The organism is Rhizobium sp. SYY.PMSO (genome assembly GCF_046840415.1).
Classification (GTDB): Bacteria; Pseudomonadota; Alphaproteobacteria; order Rhizobiales; family Rhizobiaceae; genus Rhizobium.
On the sequence record NZ_CP177349.1, the window covers coordinates 1,786,516 to 1,803,855 of the forward strand.

The following is a 17,340-nucleotide window of genomic DNA, read 5'->3' on the forward strand; positions in this document are numbered from 1 at the left end:
TCATTTGCCTCCAGCTGCTGAACCGATCAGCATGGTGACGCCATCGATCGCCGCAACATGGCTGACGAAGGCGTCGCCCCTGACCTCGAAATTCTTATACTGATCGAAGCTTGCGCAAGCCGGTGACAACATCACGGCCGCAGCCTCGTGTTCGTCGCCGTCCGCATCGGCGGCGGCATGCGCGACGGCACGCTCCAGCGTGCCGGAAATTTCATACGGCACCCGGTCGCCGAGTGTCGCGGCAAAGGCCGGTGCCGCCTCGCCGATCAGATAGGCCTTGGCGACTCGCGAAAAGAGCGGCGCCAGGCTGGCGATACCGCCCTCTTTCGGCAGGCCGCCGGCGATCCAGTAGATATTCTCGTAGCTCGAAAGCGCGGGCGCCGCCGCATCCGCATTGGTCGCCTTGGAATCGTTGACGAAGACGACCCGGCCGCGCCTTCCGACAGGCTGCATGCGATGCTTGAGGCCGGGGAAGGACTTCAACCCGGCCCGAATCTCGTCGGCGGAGACACCGACCGCTAGGCAGGCGGCAATCGCCGCCGCAGCGTTCTGTGCGTTATGACCGCCGCGCAGGGTCTGGATGCCGTCGAGATCGGCAATCTCGCTCGCGGCACCGCTCGATGCCTGCATGATGCGGCTGCCCTCAGCATAGAGACCATCCGCCAGAGCATGCCGGCGCGAAATCCGCATTACCTTTCCGCCCGCCCGCTCGACGCGGTCGGCAATCAGCGAAGAATAGCTGTCGTCGACACCCACCACGGCAACGTCGCTGCCCGCGACGAGCCTTTCCTTGATATCGGCATAATGCTGCATCGTGCCGTGCCGGTCGAGGTGATCGGGCGTCAGGTTCAGCAGAATGCCGGCCGAAGGATCGAGCGTCGGCGCCAGATCGATCTGATAGGAAGAGCATTCCACGACATAGAAGCGTCCGGCTTTCGGCGGATCGAGCGTCAGCACGGCCGTACCGATATTGCCGCCAAGCTGCGTGTCGCGCCCGCTCGATTGCAGGATATGGGCGATCAACGCCGTCGTCGTCGATTTGCCGTTCGTTCCGGTAATGGCGATGAACGGGCAGTCCGGGGCATGCGCCCGCCGTTCCCTGACGAAAAGCTCGACATCGCCGATAATCTCGACGCCGGCCGCGTGCGCGAGATCGACGGTCCAATGCGGTTTGGGATGCGTCAGCGGCACACCGGGCGACAGGACGAACACCGACAGGCTGTTCCAGTCGATCGTCCTGAGATCGGCAACCGCTATTCCCTCGGCAGCCGCCTTGGCCGCGCTGTCCGGATTGTCGTCCCAGGCCGTGACCTCGGCGCCGCCGGCGACGAGGGCGCGCGCCGTCGCAAGGCCCGAGCCGCCAAGACCGAAGAGAGCGACCTTCTTTCCTTTCAGCGTGGTGACGGGGATCATCTCTGCCTCACCGCAGCTTCAGGGTGGACAGGCCGACCATCGCCAGGATGACAGCGACGATCCAGAAACGCACCACGACCTGGCTTTCCGTCCAGCCCTTCTTTTCGAAGTGATGATGGATGGGCGCCATCAGGAAGACGCGACGCTTGGTCATCTTGAAGAAGCCGACCTGGATGATGACGGAAAGCGCCTCGAGCACGAAGAGACCGCCGATGATCGCCATGACGATTTCGTGCTTGGTGGCAACCGCGACCGAACCGATCATGCCGCCCAGCGCCAGCGAACCGGTATCGCCCATGAAGATAGCCGCAGGCGGCGCATTGAACCAGAGGAAGCCGAGGCCAGCGCCGATGACCGCGCCGAGGACGACCGCCAGTTCGCCCGTGCCGGGCACGAAATTGATCGCCAGATAGTCGGCAAAGACGAAGTTGCCGGCGAGATAGGAAATGACGCCGAAGGAGGCGGCGGCAATCATCACGGGCACGATTGCAAGCCCGTCGAGACCGTCCGTCAGATTGACGGCATTGCCGGCGGCGACGATGACGAAAGCCCCGAACAGGACGAAAAACATGCCGAGATTGAGCAGCAGGCTCTTGAAGAAGGGAAAGGCGATCGACGAGCCGAAGGTGGAGCCGGCGGGGCCGGAGGACAGCGCCGTCGTCATCATGAAGTAGACGGCGATAGCGGCGATGACGAATTCGATGCCGAGGCGGGCGCGGCCGGAAAAGCCCTTGTCGCTCTGCTTCGTGACCTTGAGATAGTCGTCATAGAAGCCGATCGCGCCGAAGCCGAGCGTCACGAGCAGCGTGGCGACGACATAAACGTTGGCGAGATCCGCCCAAAGGAGCGAAGAGACGACGATGCCGGCAAGAATCATCAGACCGCCCATGGTGGGCGTGCCGGCCTTCTTGAAGTGCGTCTGCGGTCCGTCGGCACGAATCGGCTGCCCCTTGCCCTGGCGCACGCGCAGGGAGGAGATGATTCGCGGCCCGAAAAGAAAAACGATCAACGCTGACGTGAACAGAGCGCCGCCGGTACGAAACGTGATGTATCTGAACAGATTGAGAAATCTGAAATGAGTAGTGAAAAAATGAACGTGGTCCGACAGTTCGGCAAGCCAGATCAGCATAAGAGCCCTTTCTAAAGCCCCTGATGGGCGTGAGGGCCCGTGTCGGAAAATGCGGGAAACTTGTCAAGCAAGCCCGCCACGATCTTTCCAAACCCCATTCCCAGCGACGATTTCACCATCAACACGTCGCCGGAAGCGACTGAATTGAGCGCGAATTCCGAGAGTTCCTCCGTCGTCTCACGATATTCGACATGAACACTTTCGGGCAGCTCATCCCTCAAAGCCGCCATCTCCGGACCGGCCAGCCAGACATGCTCGATACCGGCCGCAAGCAACGGGCCGGCAAGATTTGCATGCACGCGCTGGGCATAATCCCCCATTTCCAGCATGTCGCCGAGCACGGCGATCCGCCTGCCCTGCCGTCCACCAGGCCCCGCATGGGGCGACGTGGTCGCCAGCAGCGCGATTGCCGCGCGCATGGACGCAGGATTGGCGTTATAGCTTTCGTCGATCAGCGTGAAGTAGCCGTTGGCGATTGCGCGCTTGTGGCGCTGTCCCCTGCCCTTTTCCGGCCGCAGATCCGCCAGGGCATCGATGGCGCTGTCGAGATCGGCCTCCATGAGCATGACCGCGCCGAGGACGGCAAGCGCATTTTCCGCGATATGGCGGCCCGGCGCGCCAAGCGCCACCTCCATGGTCTCGCCGCCGATCGTCAGCCAAAGCGTGGAGTTCTCTTCCGAAGCGTTGAATTCGGCCAGGCGAACATCGGCCTTGGCATGCTGGCCGAAGCTGTGCACATGCTCGATACCGGCCGCCGTCGCAGCCCGCTCCAGCATCTCGAACTGATCGTTGTCGTGATTGAGAATGGCATGACCGCCCGGCACGACACCCTCGAAAATTTCCGCTTTCGCAGCCGCGATTTCGCCGATGCTGTTGAAATTGCCGAGATGAGCCGGCGCGATCGTGGTGATGATCGCCACATGCGGCTGCACCATCTGGACGAGCGGGCGAATTTCTCCGGGATGGTTCATGCCGATCTCGAAAATACCGAAATCCGTATCTTCCGGCATGCGCGCCAGAGTAAGCGGAACACCCCAGTGATTGTTGAAGGAAGCGACGGAGGCATGCACCTTACCCGACGGGGTGAGTGCCCGGCGCAGCATCTCTTTCGTGGTCGTCTTGCCGACCGAGCCCGTGACGGCGACGATCTTGGCCTGCGTACGCTGGCGCGCCGCCACACCGAGCCGCGCCAGCGCCGCCAGCACGTCATCCACCACGATCTTTGGAACGGTCAAGCTGCCCATCGCCGGCAGACGCGCCTCGCTGATCACGATAAACGCCGCACCGTTCGCCATAGCCAGATTGGCATAGTCATGGCCATCGACGCGATCGCCCTTGATAGCGAAAAATGCCTCGCCCGGCTTGATGGAACGACTGTCTATGGAAATGCCCGTAATGCCTTCCGGCAGCGTTCCGAAGGAGCGGCCGGAGATTGCGGCGATCAGATCCTCAGTTGTCCATAGCCAGTTCAAGACGCCAAACCCTCCAGTGCTTTGCGCAATTCGGCATGATCGGAGAACGGCAGCGTGATGCCGCCGATCGTCTGACCTTCCTCGTGCCCCTTGCCGGCGACGATCAGCGTGTCGCCGGATTTCAGCAGGTCAACGGCCTTGCGGATCGCTTCGGCCCGATCGCCGATTTCCGTCGCGCAGCCAGCGGCCGCCATGATCTCGGCGCGGATCGCGGCCGGATCTTCCGAGCGCGGATTGTCGTCGGTAACGATAACGACATCTGCCAGACGGCAGGCGATCTCGCCCATGATCGGACGCTTGCCGCGATCACGATCCCCGCCGCAGCCAAAGACGACGACGACGCGGCCCGTCGTGAACGGGCGTACGGAATTCAGGACGTTTTCAAGGGCATCCGGTTTGTGGGCGTAGTCGACATAGGCCAGGGCGCCGTCATGCGTGTGGCCGACAAGCTCGAGCCGGCCCGACGCGCCGACGAGTTTCTCAAGGGCCGCCATGGCAACCGGCGCCGCAACGCCCGTGGAAATGGCCAGACCGGCCGCAACGAGAGCATTGGCGATCTGGAAATCGCCGGCGAGCGGAATATGAACCTCGAAGATGTCGCCGCCGATATGCACCTCGGCGATCTGCTTGTGACGGAAGTGCTCGACGCGCTTCAGCGTCAGAAAATTGCCCTTGCGTCCGACGGTGCGAACGTCCTGCCCGGCATCGCGCGCGGCCGAGATTGCCTGGGGAGACCAGGCATCGTCGGCAAAGATGACGGCTGGCGAGCCCTTCGGCAGCAGATCCCGGAACAGCCGCATCTTCGCGGCCATATAGTCCTCGACCGTCGGATGATAATCCATGTGGTCGCGGCCGAGATTGGTGAAGGCGGCCGCAGCGAGCCTCACGCCATCGAGCCTGAACTGATCGAGGCCATGGCTGGACGCTTCCATGGCCGCGTGGGTAACACCCTCGTCGGCAAGCTCGGCAAGCAGCTTGTGCAGCGATACCGGATCGGGCGTCGTCAGCGCGCCATACTCGTTGCGGGTCGGCGAAACGACGCCTGTCGTGCCGATCATGGCGGCCGGATGGCCGGCATGATCCCAGATCTGCCGCGTGAAGGAAGCGACCGAGGTCTTGCCGGCAGTGCCCGTCACGGCCACCATCGTATCCGGCTGCCGCCCGAAAAACCGCGAGGCGGCGATGGAAAGAAACCGGCGTGGCTCGGAAACCTGCAGCAGCGGTACATTGCCGGCATCGGCCCCATGGCCAGCAATCACGACGGATGCCCCGCGCGAAACGGCATCGGCGATGAAACTCGCTCCGTCGGCCTTCGTGCCGGCCACCGCGACAAACGCCATGCCGGACGACACGTTTCGGCTGTCGGCGGAGATCCCGCTTATCTCAAGATCGCCAAGCGCCCCGCCAATTTGTGTGTTGAGTTCCGGAAACGCGTTTCCGGCAATATCCCGCAAGTTCATCGAATGTACTTTTCGCCTTCTCGATCAGTCCGCCCCTCGCGAATCGACGTGTGTATTGTTTCACGCTTAATAAGACACCAGCAAGGCCGAGTTGCCGTTTCCAAAACTTGGCTGAATGCCGAGGATCGGCGCCGCCCGGGCGATGATGTCGCGCGCAATCGGTGCTGCCGTATAGGCCGAGATCGTGCCGCCGTGCTCACCGGTCTTCGGCTCGTCGCAGAAGGTCATGATGATGTATTGCGGATCGTCGATCGGGAACACGGCCATGAAGGTGTTGAAGTTCAGCGTGTGCGAATAGCGGCCGTTGACGACCTTGTCGGCCGTACCGGTCTTGCTGCCGACGTCGTAGCCCGGCACGCGGGCAGCACGGCCCGAACCCTTCGAACCGTTGAAGTCGAGCAGGAAGCGCACATCGTCGCTCGTGCTCTTCTTGATGACGAGCTTGGCGATATCGTCCGCCTCGTCGCGGGTACGCGGCAGGAAGGTCGGCTCGATCAGCTTGCCGCCGTTGACGAGCGCCGCACCGGCCACAGCCGTTTGCAGCGGCGTCGTCGAGACGCCGTGACCGAAGGAAATCGTGATCGAGTTGATCTTTTTCCACACGCGCGGCTGCGATGGCATCTTCACCTCGGGCAGCTCGGTCTGCATCTTGCTGAGCAGTCCGATGCGGGTGAGGAATTCCTTGTGCGCATCGATGCCAACGAGGTCGGCGATCTTGGCCGTGCCGATGTTGGAGGAGTACTGGAAGATTTCCGGAACCGTCAGCACGCGATGCTGGCCGTGGAAGTCGTGGATGGTGAAGCCGCCGATCCGGATCGGGTTCGTGGCGTCGAAGGCGTCGCGTAGCCTGACCTTGCCGGAATCGAGCGCCATGGCCATCGTGAACGTCTTGAAGGTCGATCCCATTTCGAACGTGCCGTTCGTCATGCGATTGAGCCATCCCTCGGCAGCGCCCTCGTTCGGATAGTTCGGATCGAAATCGGGGGCGGATGCCATGGCCACCACCTCGCCGGTATGAACGTTGAGAACGGCCGCCCCAGCCCCCTTGGCCTGGAAGTTCTTGACGGCGTTGACGACCGCGTCATGGACGATGTCCTGCACCCGCAAATCGACGGAGAGCTTCACCGGCTGCAGCGGCTGATCGTTGGTCATGCCGGCTGCGGCAAGATCGGCAAGCCCCAGGTCGTCGATATATTTCTCCATGCCGGCAACGCCGCGGTTGTCGATATTCACGTAACCGAGAATATGGGCGGCGGTGGAGCCGCCGGGATAGAAGCGGCGCTTCTCGGGGCGGAAGCCGATGCCGGGAATGCCCAGTGCCAGGATCTGGCTCTGCTGCTTCGGCGTCAGCTGCCGGCGAAGCCAGGCAAAATGCGAGGATTTTGTCGAGAGCTTCCTGTAGGTGGATTTGGCATCGAGGTCCGGCAGAACCTTGCGCAGTTCCTCGACGGCCTCATCCGCATCGATGATCTTGTTCGGCTCGGCAAACAGCGAGACGGTGCGGATATCGGTGGCGAGAAGTGCGCCGTTGCGGTCGACGATATCCGGGCGCGAGGCCATCAATCGGTCCGGCGGCAAAATGCTCGACGTCGTATCCGGCGGCGTCAGGGCGAACTGCGCAAGGCGGCCGCCGATCACGCAGTAGACGGCGACAAAACTTGCAACCAGCAGCACGACACGGCTTTTCGCCTGGTTTGCCTTGCGTTTGCGGACCCCTTCGAACTTTGTGCGGGAAAAACCGTCGCTCGGGCGATTATTGCCGTCGGTGGCGAAATGCGCCTTGCTCTTCAGGACCATGATGCGAGAAAGAAAAGACATTATTCCGCCACCGATCCCGTTGCCATGTTGTCGACATTCGGCTTCTTGCGCTTGGCAAGAGCGGGCGATTTCGGTCGCGGTGCGGGGGCAGCAGCCACATCCGCTATGGCCTTCCTGATCTGCGCATCCGTCGTATCGCCACTCTTGGAGGCTACCGATGCGCCGCCCTTGGCGCTGCCCGCCTTGCCGCTCTTGGGATCGTTCGATGCCGTCACCGTTGGCGGAGGAAGCTGCGAACGCAGCATCGGCAACTCGCCGGGCTGGACGATCGCGGTCGAGAGCGTCGGCTGCAGCTGCAATTCGTTGTTATAGTTGTTGACCAGCCGCTCCAGGCGGTTCGGCTGGGAAACCAGCGCCCAGTCCGCCTTCAAAAGTTCGATCGTGTCCTTCTCGAGCTTGATTTCGGATTCGAGGCGATGAACCTCTTCCAGCTTCATCTCGGCACGATGCTTGATCGTATAGGTCACGCTGGCCATGGCCGTCATGACGCCGATCAGCACGATGTCAAAAGTCTTCAGCATTTCAACCCCCGAGCTTTCCGAGACTGGCGAGACTTGGCAGATCGAAGATCGAAAGATCTGCCGCCTCGGCCGGAGCCAAAGTGCGCGCCCCCGCACGCAGCTTGGCTGAACGAGCGCGCGGATTGGCTTCCGCCTCGGCGTCGCTCGCAGAGATCATCGGCTTGCCGACCGGCTCGAACGTGGCCGGTCGCTCATTCACTATAGGCATGTGACGCGACCCGCCGGCACGGCCGGAGCGATCGGCGAAGAATTTCTTGACGATCCGGTCTTCAAGCGAATGGAAGGTCACGACGACAAGACGACCGCCCGGCTTGAGCACGCGCTCGGCGGCAAACAGCGCCTGGGCCAGTTCGCCGAGCTCGTCATTGACGAAAATTCGCAAGGCCTGGAAAACCCGCGTTGCAGGATGGATCTTGTCCTTCGCCTTTCGCGGCGTCACGACCTCGATGAGCCCAGCCAGATCGCGGGTGGTCACGAAAGGAGCCTCCGCACGCCGCTTCTCGATCGCATGAGCGATGCGCGGCGCCTGCTTTTCCTCGCCCAGAAACACGAAGATGCGAATGAGGTCGGCCAGCTTGGCACGGTTTACGACATCCGCGGCCGACACGCCGCTTGCCGACATACGCATATCGAGCGGACCGTTCTTGTTGAAGGAAAAGCCGCGCTCGGCCTCGTCGATCTGCATGGAGGACACGCCGATATCGAGCACGACACCGTCAAGGCCGCCCGCTGGCGCATGCTCGGCCAGCCGGGAAAATTGCGACTGAATAAGACTAAGGTGCCCGGCATGGGCCGAAACGAGCGCCTGCCCCGCCGCGATTGCCGTCGGGTCGCGGTCGAGCGCGATCACGTCGGCGCCGCCCGCCAGGATAGCCGAGGTATAACCGCCAGCCCCAAACGTTCCATCGAGAATGATCTTGCCGGGCGCAGGAGCCAGCGCATCGAGCACTTCGGAAAGAAGAACCGGAATGTGACGAACCGGTCCGCCACCGGCATCAGAAAAACCTCCGCCTGAATTCGCCGCCATTCCGTTTCCCCGCTTTATTCCGAGCGCCTGCCCGCCAGCCTGCGCTCCTCTCGTGCCTGCGACTGCAAGGCCAGAAAGGCCTCCGGCCGCCATAATTGAAAATGATCCGCCCGACCGACGAAGGTCACTTCGTCTGCAATTCCGGTGAAGTCGCGGATGAAACCCGTGACCATCAACCGCCCTTCCGCATCGAGCTTCATGAAGACCCCGCCCCCGTGAATAAGGAGCGACATCTGGTTCGCTGCCGGCGAAAACGGGTCGTCCGCCGCAATCTGCCGCTCGAATCGATCGAGCAGATCGAGACCGCCGACGCTGATCGCCGGAAACACAAAATCCTGAAAGCAGTAAAGCTCCTGGATATTGCGCTCGGCCAGCACGGAACGAAACGCCGCAGGCACGGAAACCCGCCCCTTGGCATCGATCCGGTTGGTCGCATTCGACAGGAAGCGGTTCATGACGCGAAACACCCGTCCCCCATGACCCGCAAGCAGCTACACGCTCGCAGGCACAGCCAAAATCGGACACAGCTTCGCAAGCCGAAAGAGCGGACGCCCTTTCGACACTCCCGGGACGGGAGCGATCATGGCTTTGCGATGATTGGGCTCTGATCTGCCCGTATGCAGTGTTCTTTTGGGATACCATGGGACCATATGGGCGTCAATGGGATGAAGCCACGTCAGCCATGGCAACAGCTCGAATATTCATAAGCCGTTAAGTTTAACGAAAGGTTAGGATCGGGTTCAGGCGACGTCCCGAAACGGGTTGTTTTCACAGGCGAAAACCCGTGCCCGTCAAGGCGGCGGAGCCTGTAAACGGAGGCATTCGGCCGCTCACGAAATTATTTGCAGAAAGCGGGAGGCACGCCTTTCGTCAAAGCGTGATGATTTGCCAGTTGGCCTGTAAGCCGGGTTCTGTATGGCTCCGGCCGAGGCCGGAACGTGGCAGCCATTCATCTGGGACGGCGCTTGCGCGACGCCTCGTGCAACCCACCCGGATGACAGGCCTGGAAACAGGCTGGAGCGCTTGCGCGCTCCGCGTCATCCCTATTCGGTTTTGCTCCCGGTGGGGTTTTCCGTGCCGTCGCTGTTGCCAGAGACGCGGTGGGCTCTTACCCCACCCTTTCACCCTTACCCGGCTCGAGGCCGGGCGGTTTGCTTTCTGTGGCACTTTCCCTGAGGTTGCCCTCGCCGGACGTTATCCGGCACCGTGTTTCCGTGGAGCCCGGACTTTCCTCACCTCATCGCCTTTCGGCATTGATGAAGCGCGGCTGCCCGGCCAACTGGCACTGGCTCATTAACCGAGACGGTTCACAATTGCCACCTAAATATACGGCTTTGCACCGAGCCGGTATCAATTCCGGAAATGCGCAGAGAAATCCGTGCCGTAGCCCTCGTCCCTGATTCGACCTGTGAGCAGCAGCTCCGCCCCCAGCCGGCCGATTTCATCGGAGCTCTTGGCCGCCGTGCCGCAGCCGCCCGTCAGAACGGCGATCCGCGGCGAAGAGGTATAGCCGATCATGGGATAACCGGTCGGCGAATAGGAAACGGCGCAGGAATTGGTGAAAGCCGCCGGCCGCTGCACGTCCGGAACGAGCGTGTGGAATATCCGCGCCAGGTGTTCACGAGCCTTGTCCCGGCCGGCACTGCGAAACCAGGCCCGCAGTTCCGCTTCGCTTTCGAATTCAAGATCGTCCGGATCGCCGCCGATCTTGATATAGTGCTTGCCGTCGGGATAGCGGATCGGCGGCAGCATATAGATGCTGTCTGCATCGTCGGAGCTCACCGATATCAGCGAGGGCATGCCGGAAAGAGCCTCTGCCTCCGCTTCACCGACCTCGAAGAACGTGACCGTGCGGCCATAAACCTTCATCTCAACAGGTTGGGGCAAGAGATTCTCGGCAATGGAAAAACCGCCGGCAGCCAGCAGGATCTTTTCGGCGCTGTAGGTCTCGCCCTCGGCCGTCGTCACGATCGCAAGGCCGCCATCCTCGCGGATCGACAATGCGGTCTGCTTGATCACCCGCGCACCGGCTTTTTCCGCGAGGAGCGACTGCGCCTTCACCAGCCGGCGCGGGCTGATATGGCCCGCCCCATGCAGTTCGAACACGCCTTCGCTTCCCGGCGCGAAGGAAAAGAAAGGAAATCTTGCCTTGAGCGCCGCATCGTCGAGGATTTCCACCTCGGCCCCGAGCCGGCCTGCCGCTGCGACGACATTGCCGACATAAGGCGTTTCGCCGCCTCGCTTCGGGCCGGTGACGAGGCAACCGACCGGCGCATAGAACCGAATGCCGCTATCCCGTTCGATTTCCGCATAGCGGCCGATCGAACGGTTTGCGAGGCGGGCCCAGTCCGTGTCGGGATCGATCGTGCGAGTAATGCGGCCTTCGTCGTAATGGCTGCCGAAGACTCCCCGATGATTGGCGCGATCCTCCGGCTCATCCGGTCCGATGACGGCAATGCCGTCCGTCTGCCTGGCAAGATGACGGGCAGCGGCAGCTCCCATCATACCCCGACCGACGACGATGAACCTGAAATCCGCTGTCATGGCGCAACCCTCATCCATAATCGCGGCTTCGATAGCACGGAAAGCGATTCCGCCCTACCCGAAATCCGGCCGCAGGCATCAGTCCAAAAGCGCCAGCACCTTGCCGCAATAGCGCTTCGAGATCGGATTCATGCGCGTGGCACCATGGCCGGCATTGTATTTGAGGATGGTATTGCAGGTCGGGCCGCCGCCGAGATCCTGCGCCATGGCAAGATATTTCATGCCGAACTTGATATTCGTCTCGGGATCGTAAAGCCCCTTGGCCCGGCCGCTATATCCCATCAGCCGGGCGGTTGCCGGCTTGATCTGCATCAGGCCGATCTCGCCTGCGCTTCCGCGAGTTTTAGGATTGAAGTTGCTTTCGATCTGAATGACGGCAGTGGCCAGCTCGACGGCAACGCCGTTCTGCCTGGCGTATTTGGCAATCAATGCGGAATAGCGATTTTGCCGCGTAAAGGAGGCCTCGGCATCCCGCAATTCGGCGGGAACGCTGGGCATGGGAAAGCCGGTGGTGCGGCTGACGATCTTGAGCGGAACGGTCTTCTGCTTTACGTCGCGCTGGCCCGCAAAGGCACAATCATATCCCACCAGCAGCACGCCTGCGCATGCTACAGCCGCAACAATCAAATTTTTCATGTAGTCTTTTGTCTCCAGGAGCGGGACCGCGGACGGCGCAAGCCGTCACGCCCGGCTGGAGGCAAAAAAGAGCCGCCGGAGTGCACAGTCCCCATTAGTCGTCTACGGCCGCGCGACACACAAACTCAGACGGCGCGACCGCCGTTCAGCGAGCGCCGTTAGACCAATGCAATGCGGAGATAATAGGGAAAAGGTGTGGCATAGCAGGGAGTTACGCGTTTTCTCATCCATAGCCGGCTATAAATACAGGCAGCCAAGCCCGGAATGCTACGAATAGCGGGGCAACGCGGAAAGGAGGCGATGAAGCGTGTCGATGGTGGAAAAATCGGCGATGCCGTCTACGCGTTCCTGACGGAAGTGACGCTGGAAGGCTTCAACGTCTCCCTTCAGCTTTTCCGAGAATTCGCCCGTTATTTCAGTGCCGTAGCCATATAGCGAAAGCATGGATTGCAATGCTTCGATCGGCTGACCGACATCGCCCTTCTGAAAGAATCGGCCGCCGGTGATGGGCGCCGGCTCCACCCAATGGCCCACACCCGCCCTGGCCAGCCTGGCCCACGGAAATTTCTCGCCCGGATCCACCTTGCGCACAGGCGCTACATCGGAATGTCCGAGCACCCGTTCGGGCGCGATTGCCCAGCGTTGGCCGCAATCGCGACACAGTTCGATGACCGCTTCGATCTGCTCCTCGGGGAAATCCGGCAGGCCGCCGGGATGGCCGGCATTGGCGATCTCGATGCCGATCGACCGCGAATTGATATCGTCATCGCCGTGCCAGGAACTCTTGCCGGCATGCCAAGCCCTGCGCTCCTCCGGAACGAGTTGCATGACGCGCCCGTCCTCGAAGACGAAATAGTGGCTCGACACCTGGCTCTCCGGGCGACAGAGCCAATCGAGAGCGCCTTCGGCCGTGCCCATGCCGGTGTAGTGCAAAAGGATTATATCCGGGCGACGGCCGTCCCGCCGTTCGCCATGGTTCGGTGAAGGCTGCACATGGGCGCGAGCGAAATCGGCCTTGAATGCACTCATGCTGCGCGGCGTTCTTTCTCGATCTCGGCATAAGCCGCATTCAGAGCCGCCATGCGCTCATTGGCGATGGCGTGGAACTCCTCCGGCACGCCGCGCGACACGAGGCGATCGGGATGGTTCTCGTAGACGAGGCCATGATACCGACGGCGGATCGTCGGAAAATCGTCCTGCCGCGATACGCCGAGCACCTTGTAGGGATCACGTCCGCCGCTGACATGGCGTGCCCTGATCTGCTCGAACCGCTCTTCGCTCATATGGAAGAACTCGGCGACATGCAGAAGGAAGGCCATTTCCTTCTCATGAATCAAGCCGTCGGCCTTGGCGATGTGAAACAGGCCGTCGAGCACGTCCTCCAGCACCGGGCAATTCTTCGTGCAGGTTTCGCACAGAGACGCGAGCCGCTCCGCATAGGCTTCGTAGCCGGCCACGTCCTGACGTGCCAGATTATAAAGGCGCGCGACGTTCTTGGCCTGGTCGGGCGGAAATTCAAAGATCTCGCGGAACGCATTGACCTCGTTTTCCGTCACGACGCCGTCTGCCTTCGCCATCTTGGCCGAAAGGGCAATTATCGCAACGGAGAACGCCACCTTGCGGCGAGTTTCGGGATCGCCTTCGAACACGGTGCGAATCGCCTCGACCACCGCCGACAGGGCATTGCCGGCCGTGCTACCGATGGCATTCAGCAATTTTTCCCAAAACGACATCGTGGTCCCAACGGCTTCCGAACAGTACAACACCTTGATCAAATTATGGTTGCCATTGCAAGCAGTCCATTCGTCGCAAGGCCGAAAACACTTTTCACAATTTGGTAACGATTGCGTACTTCCGACCTCATCCAATCGTGCATCGGCCACCCTCCGGCGACAAAACAATCCGCGGATTTCTTAAATTCTTTACTTTACACCCATGCCCGCCTGTCGCATCCATTCCCACCGCAACCATTGAAATGAAGCAGCTTGACTGCGAGGAGGATCCCCATGGCCAAACAGAAAGTCGCAATGCTCACTGCCGGCGGATTGGCGCCCTGCCTGTCCTCCGCCGTTGGCGGGTTGATCCAGCGCTACACCGACGTGGCTCCCGATCTCGACATCGTCGCCTATCGCTCCGGCTACCAAGGGGTTCTGCTCGGCGACAGCATCGAAGTGACGCCGGCCATGCGCGAACGGGCTTATCTGCTGCACCGTTATGGTGGCTCGCCGATCGGCAACAGCCGCGTCAAGCTCACCAACATAGCCGACTGCGTCAAGCGCGGCCTGGTCAAGGAAGGTGAAAACCCGCTGCGCGTCGCGGCCGAACGGCTCGCCTCCGACGGCGTCACCATCCTTCACACGATCGGCGGCGACGACACGAATACCACGGCGGCCGACCTTGCCGCCTATCTCGGCGCCAACGGCTATGACCTGACCGTCGTCGGCCTGCCGAAGACCGTCGACAACGACATCGTACCGATCCGCCAGTCTCTCGGCGCCTGGACGGCGGCCGAAGTCGGCGCGCACTTCTTCGATAACGTCAGCAACGAACAGACGGCCGCGCCGCGCACCCTCGTCATTCACGAAGTGATGGGTCGCCACTGCGGCTGGCTGACGGCGGCGACCGCCCGCGCCTATATCCAGAAGAGCAGCGCCAACGAATATGTCGAAGGCTTCATGATGAACGCCGAGATGAAGAGCATCGACGGCCTCTATCTGCCGGAAATGGCATTCGACATCGAAGCGGAAGGCGAGCGGCTGCGTGCGATCATGGAAAGGACCGGCCAGGTCACGCTCTTCGTATCGGAAGGCGCCGGCCTCGACGCCATCGTCGCCGAACGCGAAGCCTCCGGCGAAAGCGTGAAGCGCGATGCCTTCGGCCATGTGAAGATCGACACCATCAACGTCGGCGGCTGGTTCCAGAAGCAGTTCGCCGCGATCATCGGCGCCGAACGTTCCATGGTGCAGAAGTCGGGCTATTTCGCACGCTCCGCTCCGGCAAACGGCGAGGATCTCCGTCTGATCCAGGGCATGGTCGACCTCGCTGTGGAAAGCGCGCTCAATAAGGTATCCGGCGTTACCGGACATGACGAAGGCCAGGGCAGCAAGCTGCGCGCCATCGAGTTCCCCCGCATCAAGGGCGGCAAGGCCTTCGATATCTCCACGCAATGGTTCGCCGATGTCATGGATCACATCGGGCAGAGATATACACAGGCCTGATCGATCGATCATCATGCTGCCTGATCTGTGATCAAGCGGATTGACGGATTGCAAATCCGATGTCTTTGCTGGCGGCGAAAAAGGAATAGAGGAGGATTCCATGTCCATCGAAACCTGGCTCGCTTTCGCCGCCGCATCCTGCATCATGCTGGCCATACCGGGTCCGACCATTCTCCTTGTCATATCCTATGCGCTCGGCCATGGCCGCAAGACGGCCCTGGCGACCGTGACCGGCGTCACTTTGGGCGATTTTACGGCAATGACCGCCTCGCTGGCCGGTCTGGGCGCCCTCCTTGCCACATCGGCGACACTATTCACGATTCTCAAACTGATCGGTGCGGCCTACCTCGTTTTCCTCGGAATCAAGCTCTGGAGAGCCCCTATCGTGACGGGCCCGATGGGCGATAACGACAATCTCCCGGAGGAAAAACCGTTAAAAATCATGTTGCACGCCTACGTTGTAACCGCTCTCAATCCGAAGAGTATCGTTTTCTTCATTGCGTTCGTGCCGCAATTTCTGGACATGTCGAAGCCGTTTCTTGAGCAAACGCTTATTTTGGAGGCAACTTTCCTCACTTTGGCGGCATTGAACTCGTTGGTCTACGTATTCGTAGCCGACATGGCACGCGGCTTCATCCGCAAGGCAAGCGTGCAACGCGCCGTCAACAGAACGGGCGGAACCCTGTTGATTGCAGCCGGTGCCGTGACCGCCGGATATCGCCGGATGGCTGCCTGAGGCGGTGCAGGGTTGCGGCGCGATCACGGATAGGTTAATGGGGATTCATAATTTTATCGATCCTGTGACCGAATTTGGCGGTCCTGTGGCCGAATTGCATCGAAATTAGGTTTGGCTTTTCGAAAGTGACAGAATGGTAGCGATCGGATTTCCCAGCCTGAAGCGCAGCGTTGCCTTGTCGGCGATGATGTGCGGCGCTCTCGCCGGGTGTGCAAGCACTCAGCAGCAGACGTCTCAGGCAGAACTCCCGTCGGCACACACCAATGTGCCGCATCCGAATACGGCCCTGACCGCAACCGGTACAGCCTCCCCCGCGCGCGGCGCCACAACGGTTGCGGCAGTGCCGGCATCTGCTGGACAGCAGCAACAGGCGGCATTGGCAAAATCCGGCCGCGTCACGCCCGGCATGATGAATAACGGCACCGTAAATCAGCAGCAGATCGATGCGGCGCAGGCTCGCCTGGGCGCCTCTGCGGCAACGGCGGTGAATGCCCCCAACCAGGGGACCGCCGCAATTGCCGCGGCGACGGGTGCGACTGCCGCCGATCCTTCGACGGCTGCGGCCTATGCGTCATCCGATGTGCCGCTCGTGCCGTCCGTGGTCGCCATCCCCGTGCCCAATCCGTCACGCCCCGGCGATGCCGCTTTGACGCCGGTCTCGGCTGCCATGGCTCAGGGTGAGCCGACCATTCCGATGACGTCGGATGTCGCCGCCATTCAGGTTGCCGTTCCGACGCCGCGTCCCGATTCCGTGGCGCAGGCCGAAGTCGCCTTCGCCACACCGGCGCAAATGGGCCTCGCGCACTATGCGGACAACCGCATGCGTTATGACTTCAATTTCGACAGCAGCGGCCCGACGGTCGTTCCTGCGGTGATGACCATACCGAATTACGATTCCGACGTGCCGGCAGAGGAAAAGAGCTACGTCTCGAAGCTCATCCAGAAATACGCCAAGCTCTACGAAATCCCGGAATCCCTGATCCATCGCGTGGTTCACCGCGAGAGCCGCTACAATCCGAAGGCCTACAACCGGGCGGGTTATTTCGGCCTGATGCAGATCAAGTACAATACGGCCAAGTCCATGGGCTACGAAGGTCCGCCATCCGGCCTCCTCGATGCCGAAACCAACATCAAATACGCCGCCAAATATCTGCGCGGCGCCTGGATGACGGCGGACAGCAAGGCCACGAACAAGGAAACCAACGCTGTCCAGCTCTATGCTCGTGGCTACTACTACGATGCCAAGCGCAAGGGCCTGACGGACGTCGCCAACGGCAATTACTGATTGACCCGGATACTCTGAAAATTGGCCTGAAGCGCATCGCGATCCCGTTTGAGTCGCAGGTTGCGCTTCAGGCCTTTTAAG

15 protein-coding genes and 1 other RNA gene are annotated in these 17,340 nt (G+C 61.3%); 3 read left to right on the forward strand and 13 right to left on the reverse strand.

Features of this window, described 5'->3' with window-relative positions; translation table 11 throughout:
* The 13 genes from murD to ACJJVH_RS08690 all read right to left on the reverse strand — a co-directional run bounded on the left by murD (position 1) and on the right by ACJJVH_RS08690 (position 13,753).
* Complete coding sequence (gene murD / locus ACJJVH_RS08630; protein WP_412065090.1) at positions 1 to 1,413, reverse strand: UDP-N-acetylmuramoyl-L-alanine--D-glutamate ligase; 1,413 nt, start codon at positions 1,411 to 1,413, stop codon at positions 1 to 3.
* 7 nt (positions 1,414 to 1,420) lie between these two features.
* Entirely contained in the window at positions 1,421 to 2,542 is a 1,122-nt protein-coding gene (gene mraY / locus ACJJVH_RS08635; RefSeq protein WP_112797991.1) for a phospho-N-acetylmuramoyl-pentapeptide-transferase, read from the reverse strand.
* A gap of 11 nt (positions 2,543 to 2,553) precedes the next feature.
* Complete coding sequence (locus ACJJVH_RS08640; RefSeq protein ID WP_113371364.1) at positions 2,554 to 4,014, reverse strand: UDP-N-acetylmuramoylalanyl-D-glutamyl-2,6-diaminopimelate--D-alanyl-D-alanine ligase; 1,461 nt, start codon at positions 4,012 to 4,014, stop codon at positions 2,554 to 2,556.
* The gene (locus ACJJVH_RS08645) at positions 4,011 to 5,474 is read right to left on the reverse strand and encodes a UDP-N-acetylmuramoyl-L-alanyl-D-glutamate--2,6-diaminopimelate ligase (protein ID WP_412065091.1); all 1,464 of its coding nucleotides are present in this window, start codon (positions 5,472 to 5,474) and stop codon (positions 4,011 to 4,013) included. Before ACJJVH_RS08645 ends, ACJJVH_RS08640 begins: the two co-directional genes overlap by 4 nt.
* A 66-nt stretch (positions 5,475 to 5,540) precedes the next feature.
* Positions 5,541 to 7,292, reverse strand: a complete 1,752-nt coding sequence (locus ACJJVH_RS08650) for a peptidoglycan D,D-transpeptidase FtsI family protein (RefSeq protein ID WP_113434783.1) — start codon at positions 7,290 to 7,292, stop codon at positions 5,541 to 5,543.
* Positions 7,292 to 7,813 (reverse strand): hypothetical protein, encoded by a 522-nt coding sequence (locus tag ACJJVH_RS08655; RefSeq protein WP_112797999.1) that lies wholly within the window; start codon positions 7,811 to 7,813, stop codon positions 7,292 to 7,294. The genes ACJJVH_RS08650 and ACJJVH_RS08655 overlap by 1 nt, the downstream gene beginning before the upstream one ends.
* Before the next feature lies 1 nt (position 7,814).
* Entirely contained in the window at positions 7,815 to 8,840 is a 1,026-nt protein-coding gene (gene rsmH / locus ACJJVH_RS08660; RefSeq protein ID WP_412065092.1) for a 16S rRNA (cytosine(1402)-N(4))-methyltransferase RsmH, read from the reverse strand.
* A gap of 14 nt (positions 8,841 to 8,854) precedes the next feature.
* Entirely contained in the window at positions 8,855 to 9,295 is a 441-nt protein-coding gene (mraZ, locus tag ACJJVH_RS08665; RefSeq protein ID WP_412065093.1) for a division/cell wall cluster transcriptional repressor MraZ, read from the reverse strand.
* A 429-nt stretch (positions 9,296 to 9,724) separates the two neighbouring features.
* Positions 9,725 to 10,123, reverse strand: an RNA gene (rnpB, locus tag ACJJVH_RS08670) — RNase P RNA component class A.
* Positions 10,124 to 10,190: 67 nt separating this feature from the next.
* Entirely contained in the window at positions 10,191 to 11,384 is a 1,194-nt protein-coding gene (locus ACJJVH_RS08675) for an NAD(P)/FAD-dependent oxidoreductase (RefSeq protein WP_412065094.1), read from the reverse strand.
* A 78-nt stretch (positions 11,385 to 11,462) separates the two neighbouring features.
* Positions 11,463 to 12,020 carry a transglycosylase SLT domain-containing protein gene (locus tag ACJJVH_RS08680; protein ID WP_112798005.1) on the reverse strand — a complete coding sequence of 186 codons (558 nt, stop codon included), beginning with the start codon at positions 12,018 to 12,020 and terminating at the stop codon, positions 11,463 to 11,465.
* Positions 12,021 to 12,287: 267 nt separating this feature from the next.
* A complete protein-coding gene (locus ACJJVH_RS08685; protein ID WP_112798006.1) occupies positions 12,288 to 13,049 on the reverse strand; it encodes an N-acetylmuramoyl-L-alanine amidase in 762 nt (253 codons plus the stop codon).
* Positions 13,046 to 13,753: a TerB family tellurite resistance protein gene (locus tag ACJJVH_RS08690; protein ID WP_412065095.1), complete on the reverse strand. Its 708-nt coding sequence runs from the start codon at positions 13,751 to 13,753 to the stop codon at positions 13,046 to 13,048. Before ACJJVH_RS08690 ends, ACJJVH_RS08685 begins: the two co-directional genes overlap by 4 nt.
* Before the next feature lie 273 nt (positions 13,754 to 14,026).
* Here ACJJVH_RS08690 and ACJJVH_RS08695 point away from each other — a divergent pair, with 273 nt between their 5' ends.
* The 3 genes from ACJJVH_RS08695 (at position 14,027) to ACJJVH_RS08705 (ending at position 17,259) form a co-directional block, all read left to right on the forward strand.
* Complete coding sequence (locus ACJJVH_RS08695; protein ID WP_412065096.1) at positions 14,027 to 15,238, forward strand: pyrophosphate--fructose-6-phosphate 1-phosphotransferase; 1,212 nt, start codon at positions 14,027 to 14,029, stop codon at positions 15,236 to 15,238.
* A 100-nt stretch (positions 15,239 to 15,338) separates the two neighbouring features.
* Entirely contained in the window at positions 15,339 to 15,974 is a 636-nt protein-coding gene (locus tag ACJJVH_RS08700; protein ID WP_112798203.1) for a LysE family translocator, read from the forward strand.
* 133 nt (positions 15,975 to 16,107) lie between these two features.
* Positions 16,108 to 17,259 carry a transglycosylase SLT domain-containing protein gene (locus ACJJVH_RS08705; RefSeq protein ID WP_412065097.1) on the forward strand — a complete coding sequence of 384 codons (1,152 nt, stop codon included), beginning with the start codon at positions 16,108 to 16,110 and terminating at the stop codon, positions 17,257 to 17,259.
* Positions 17,260 to 17,340: the final 81 nt, after the last annotated feature.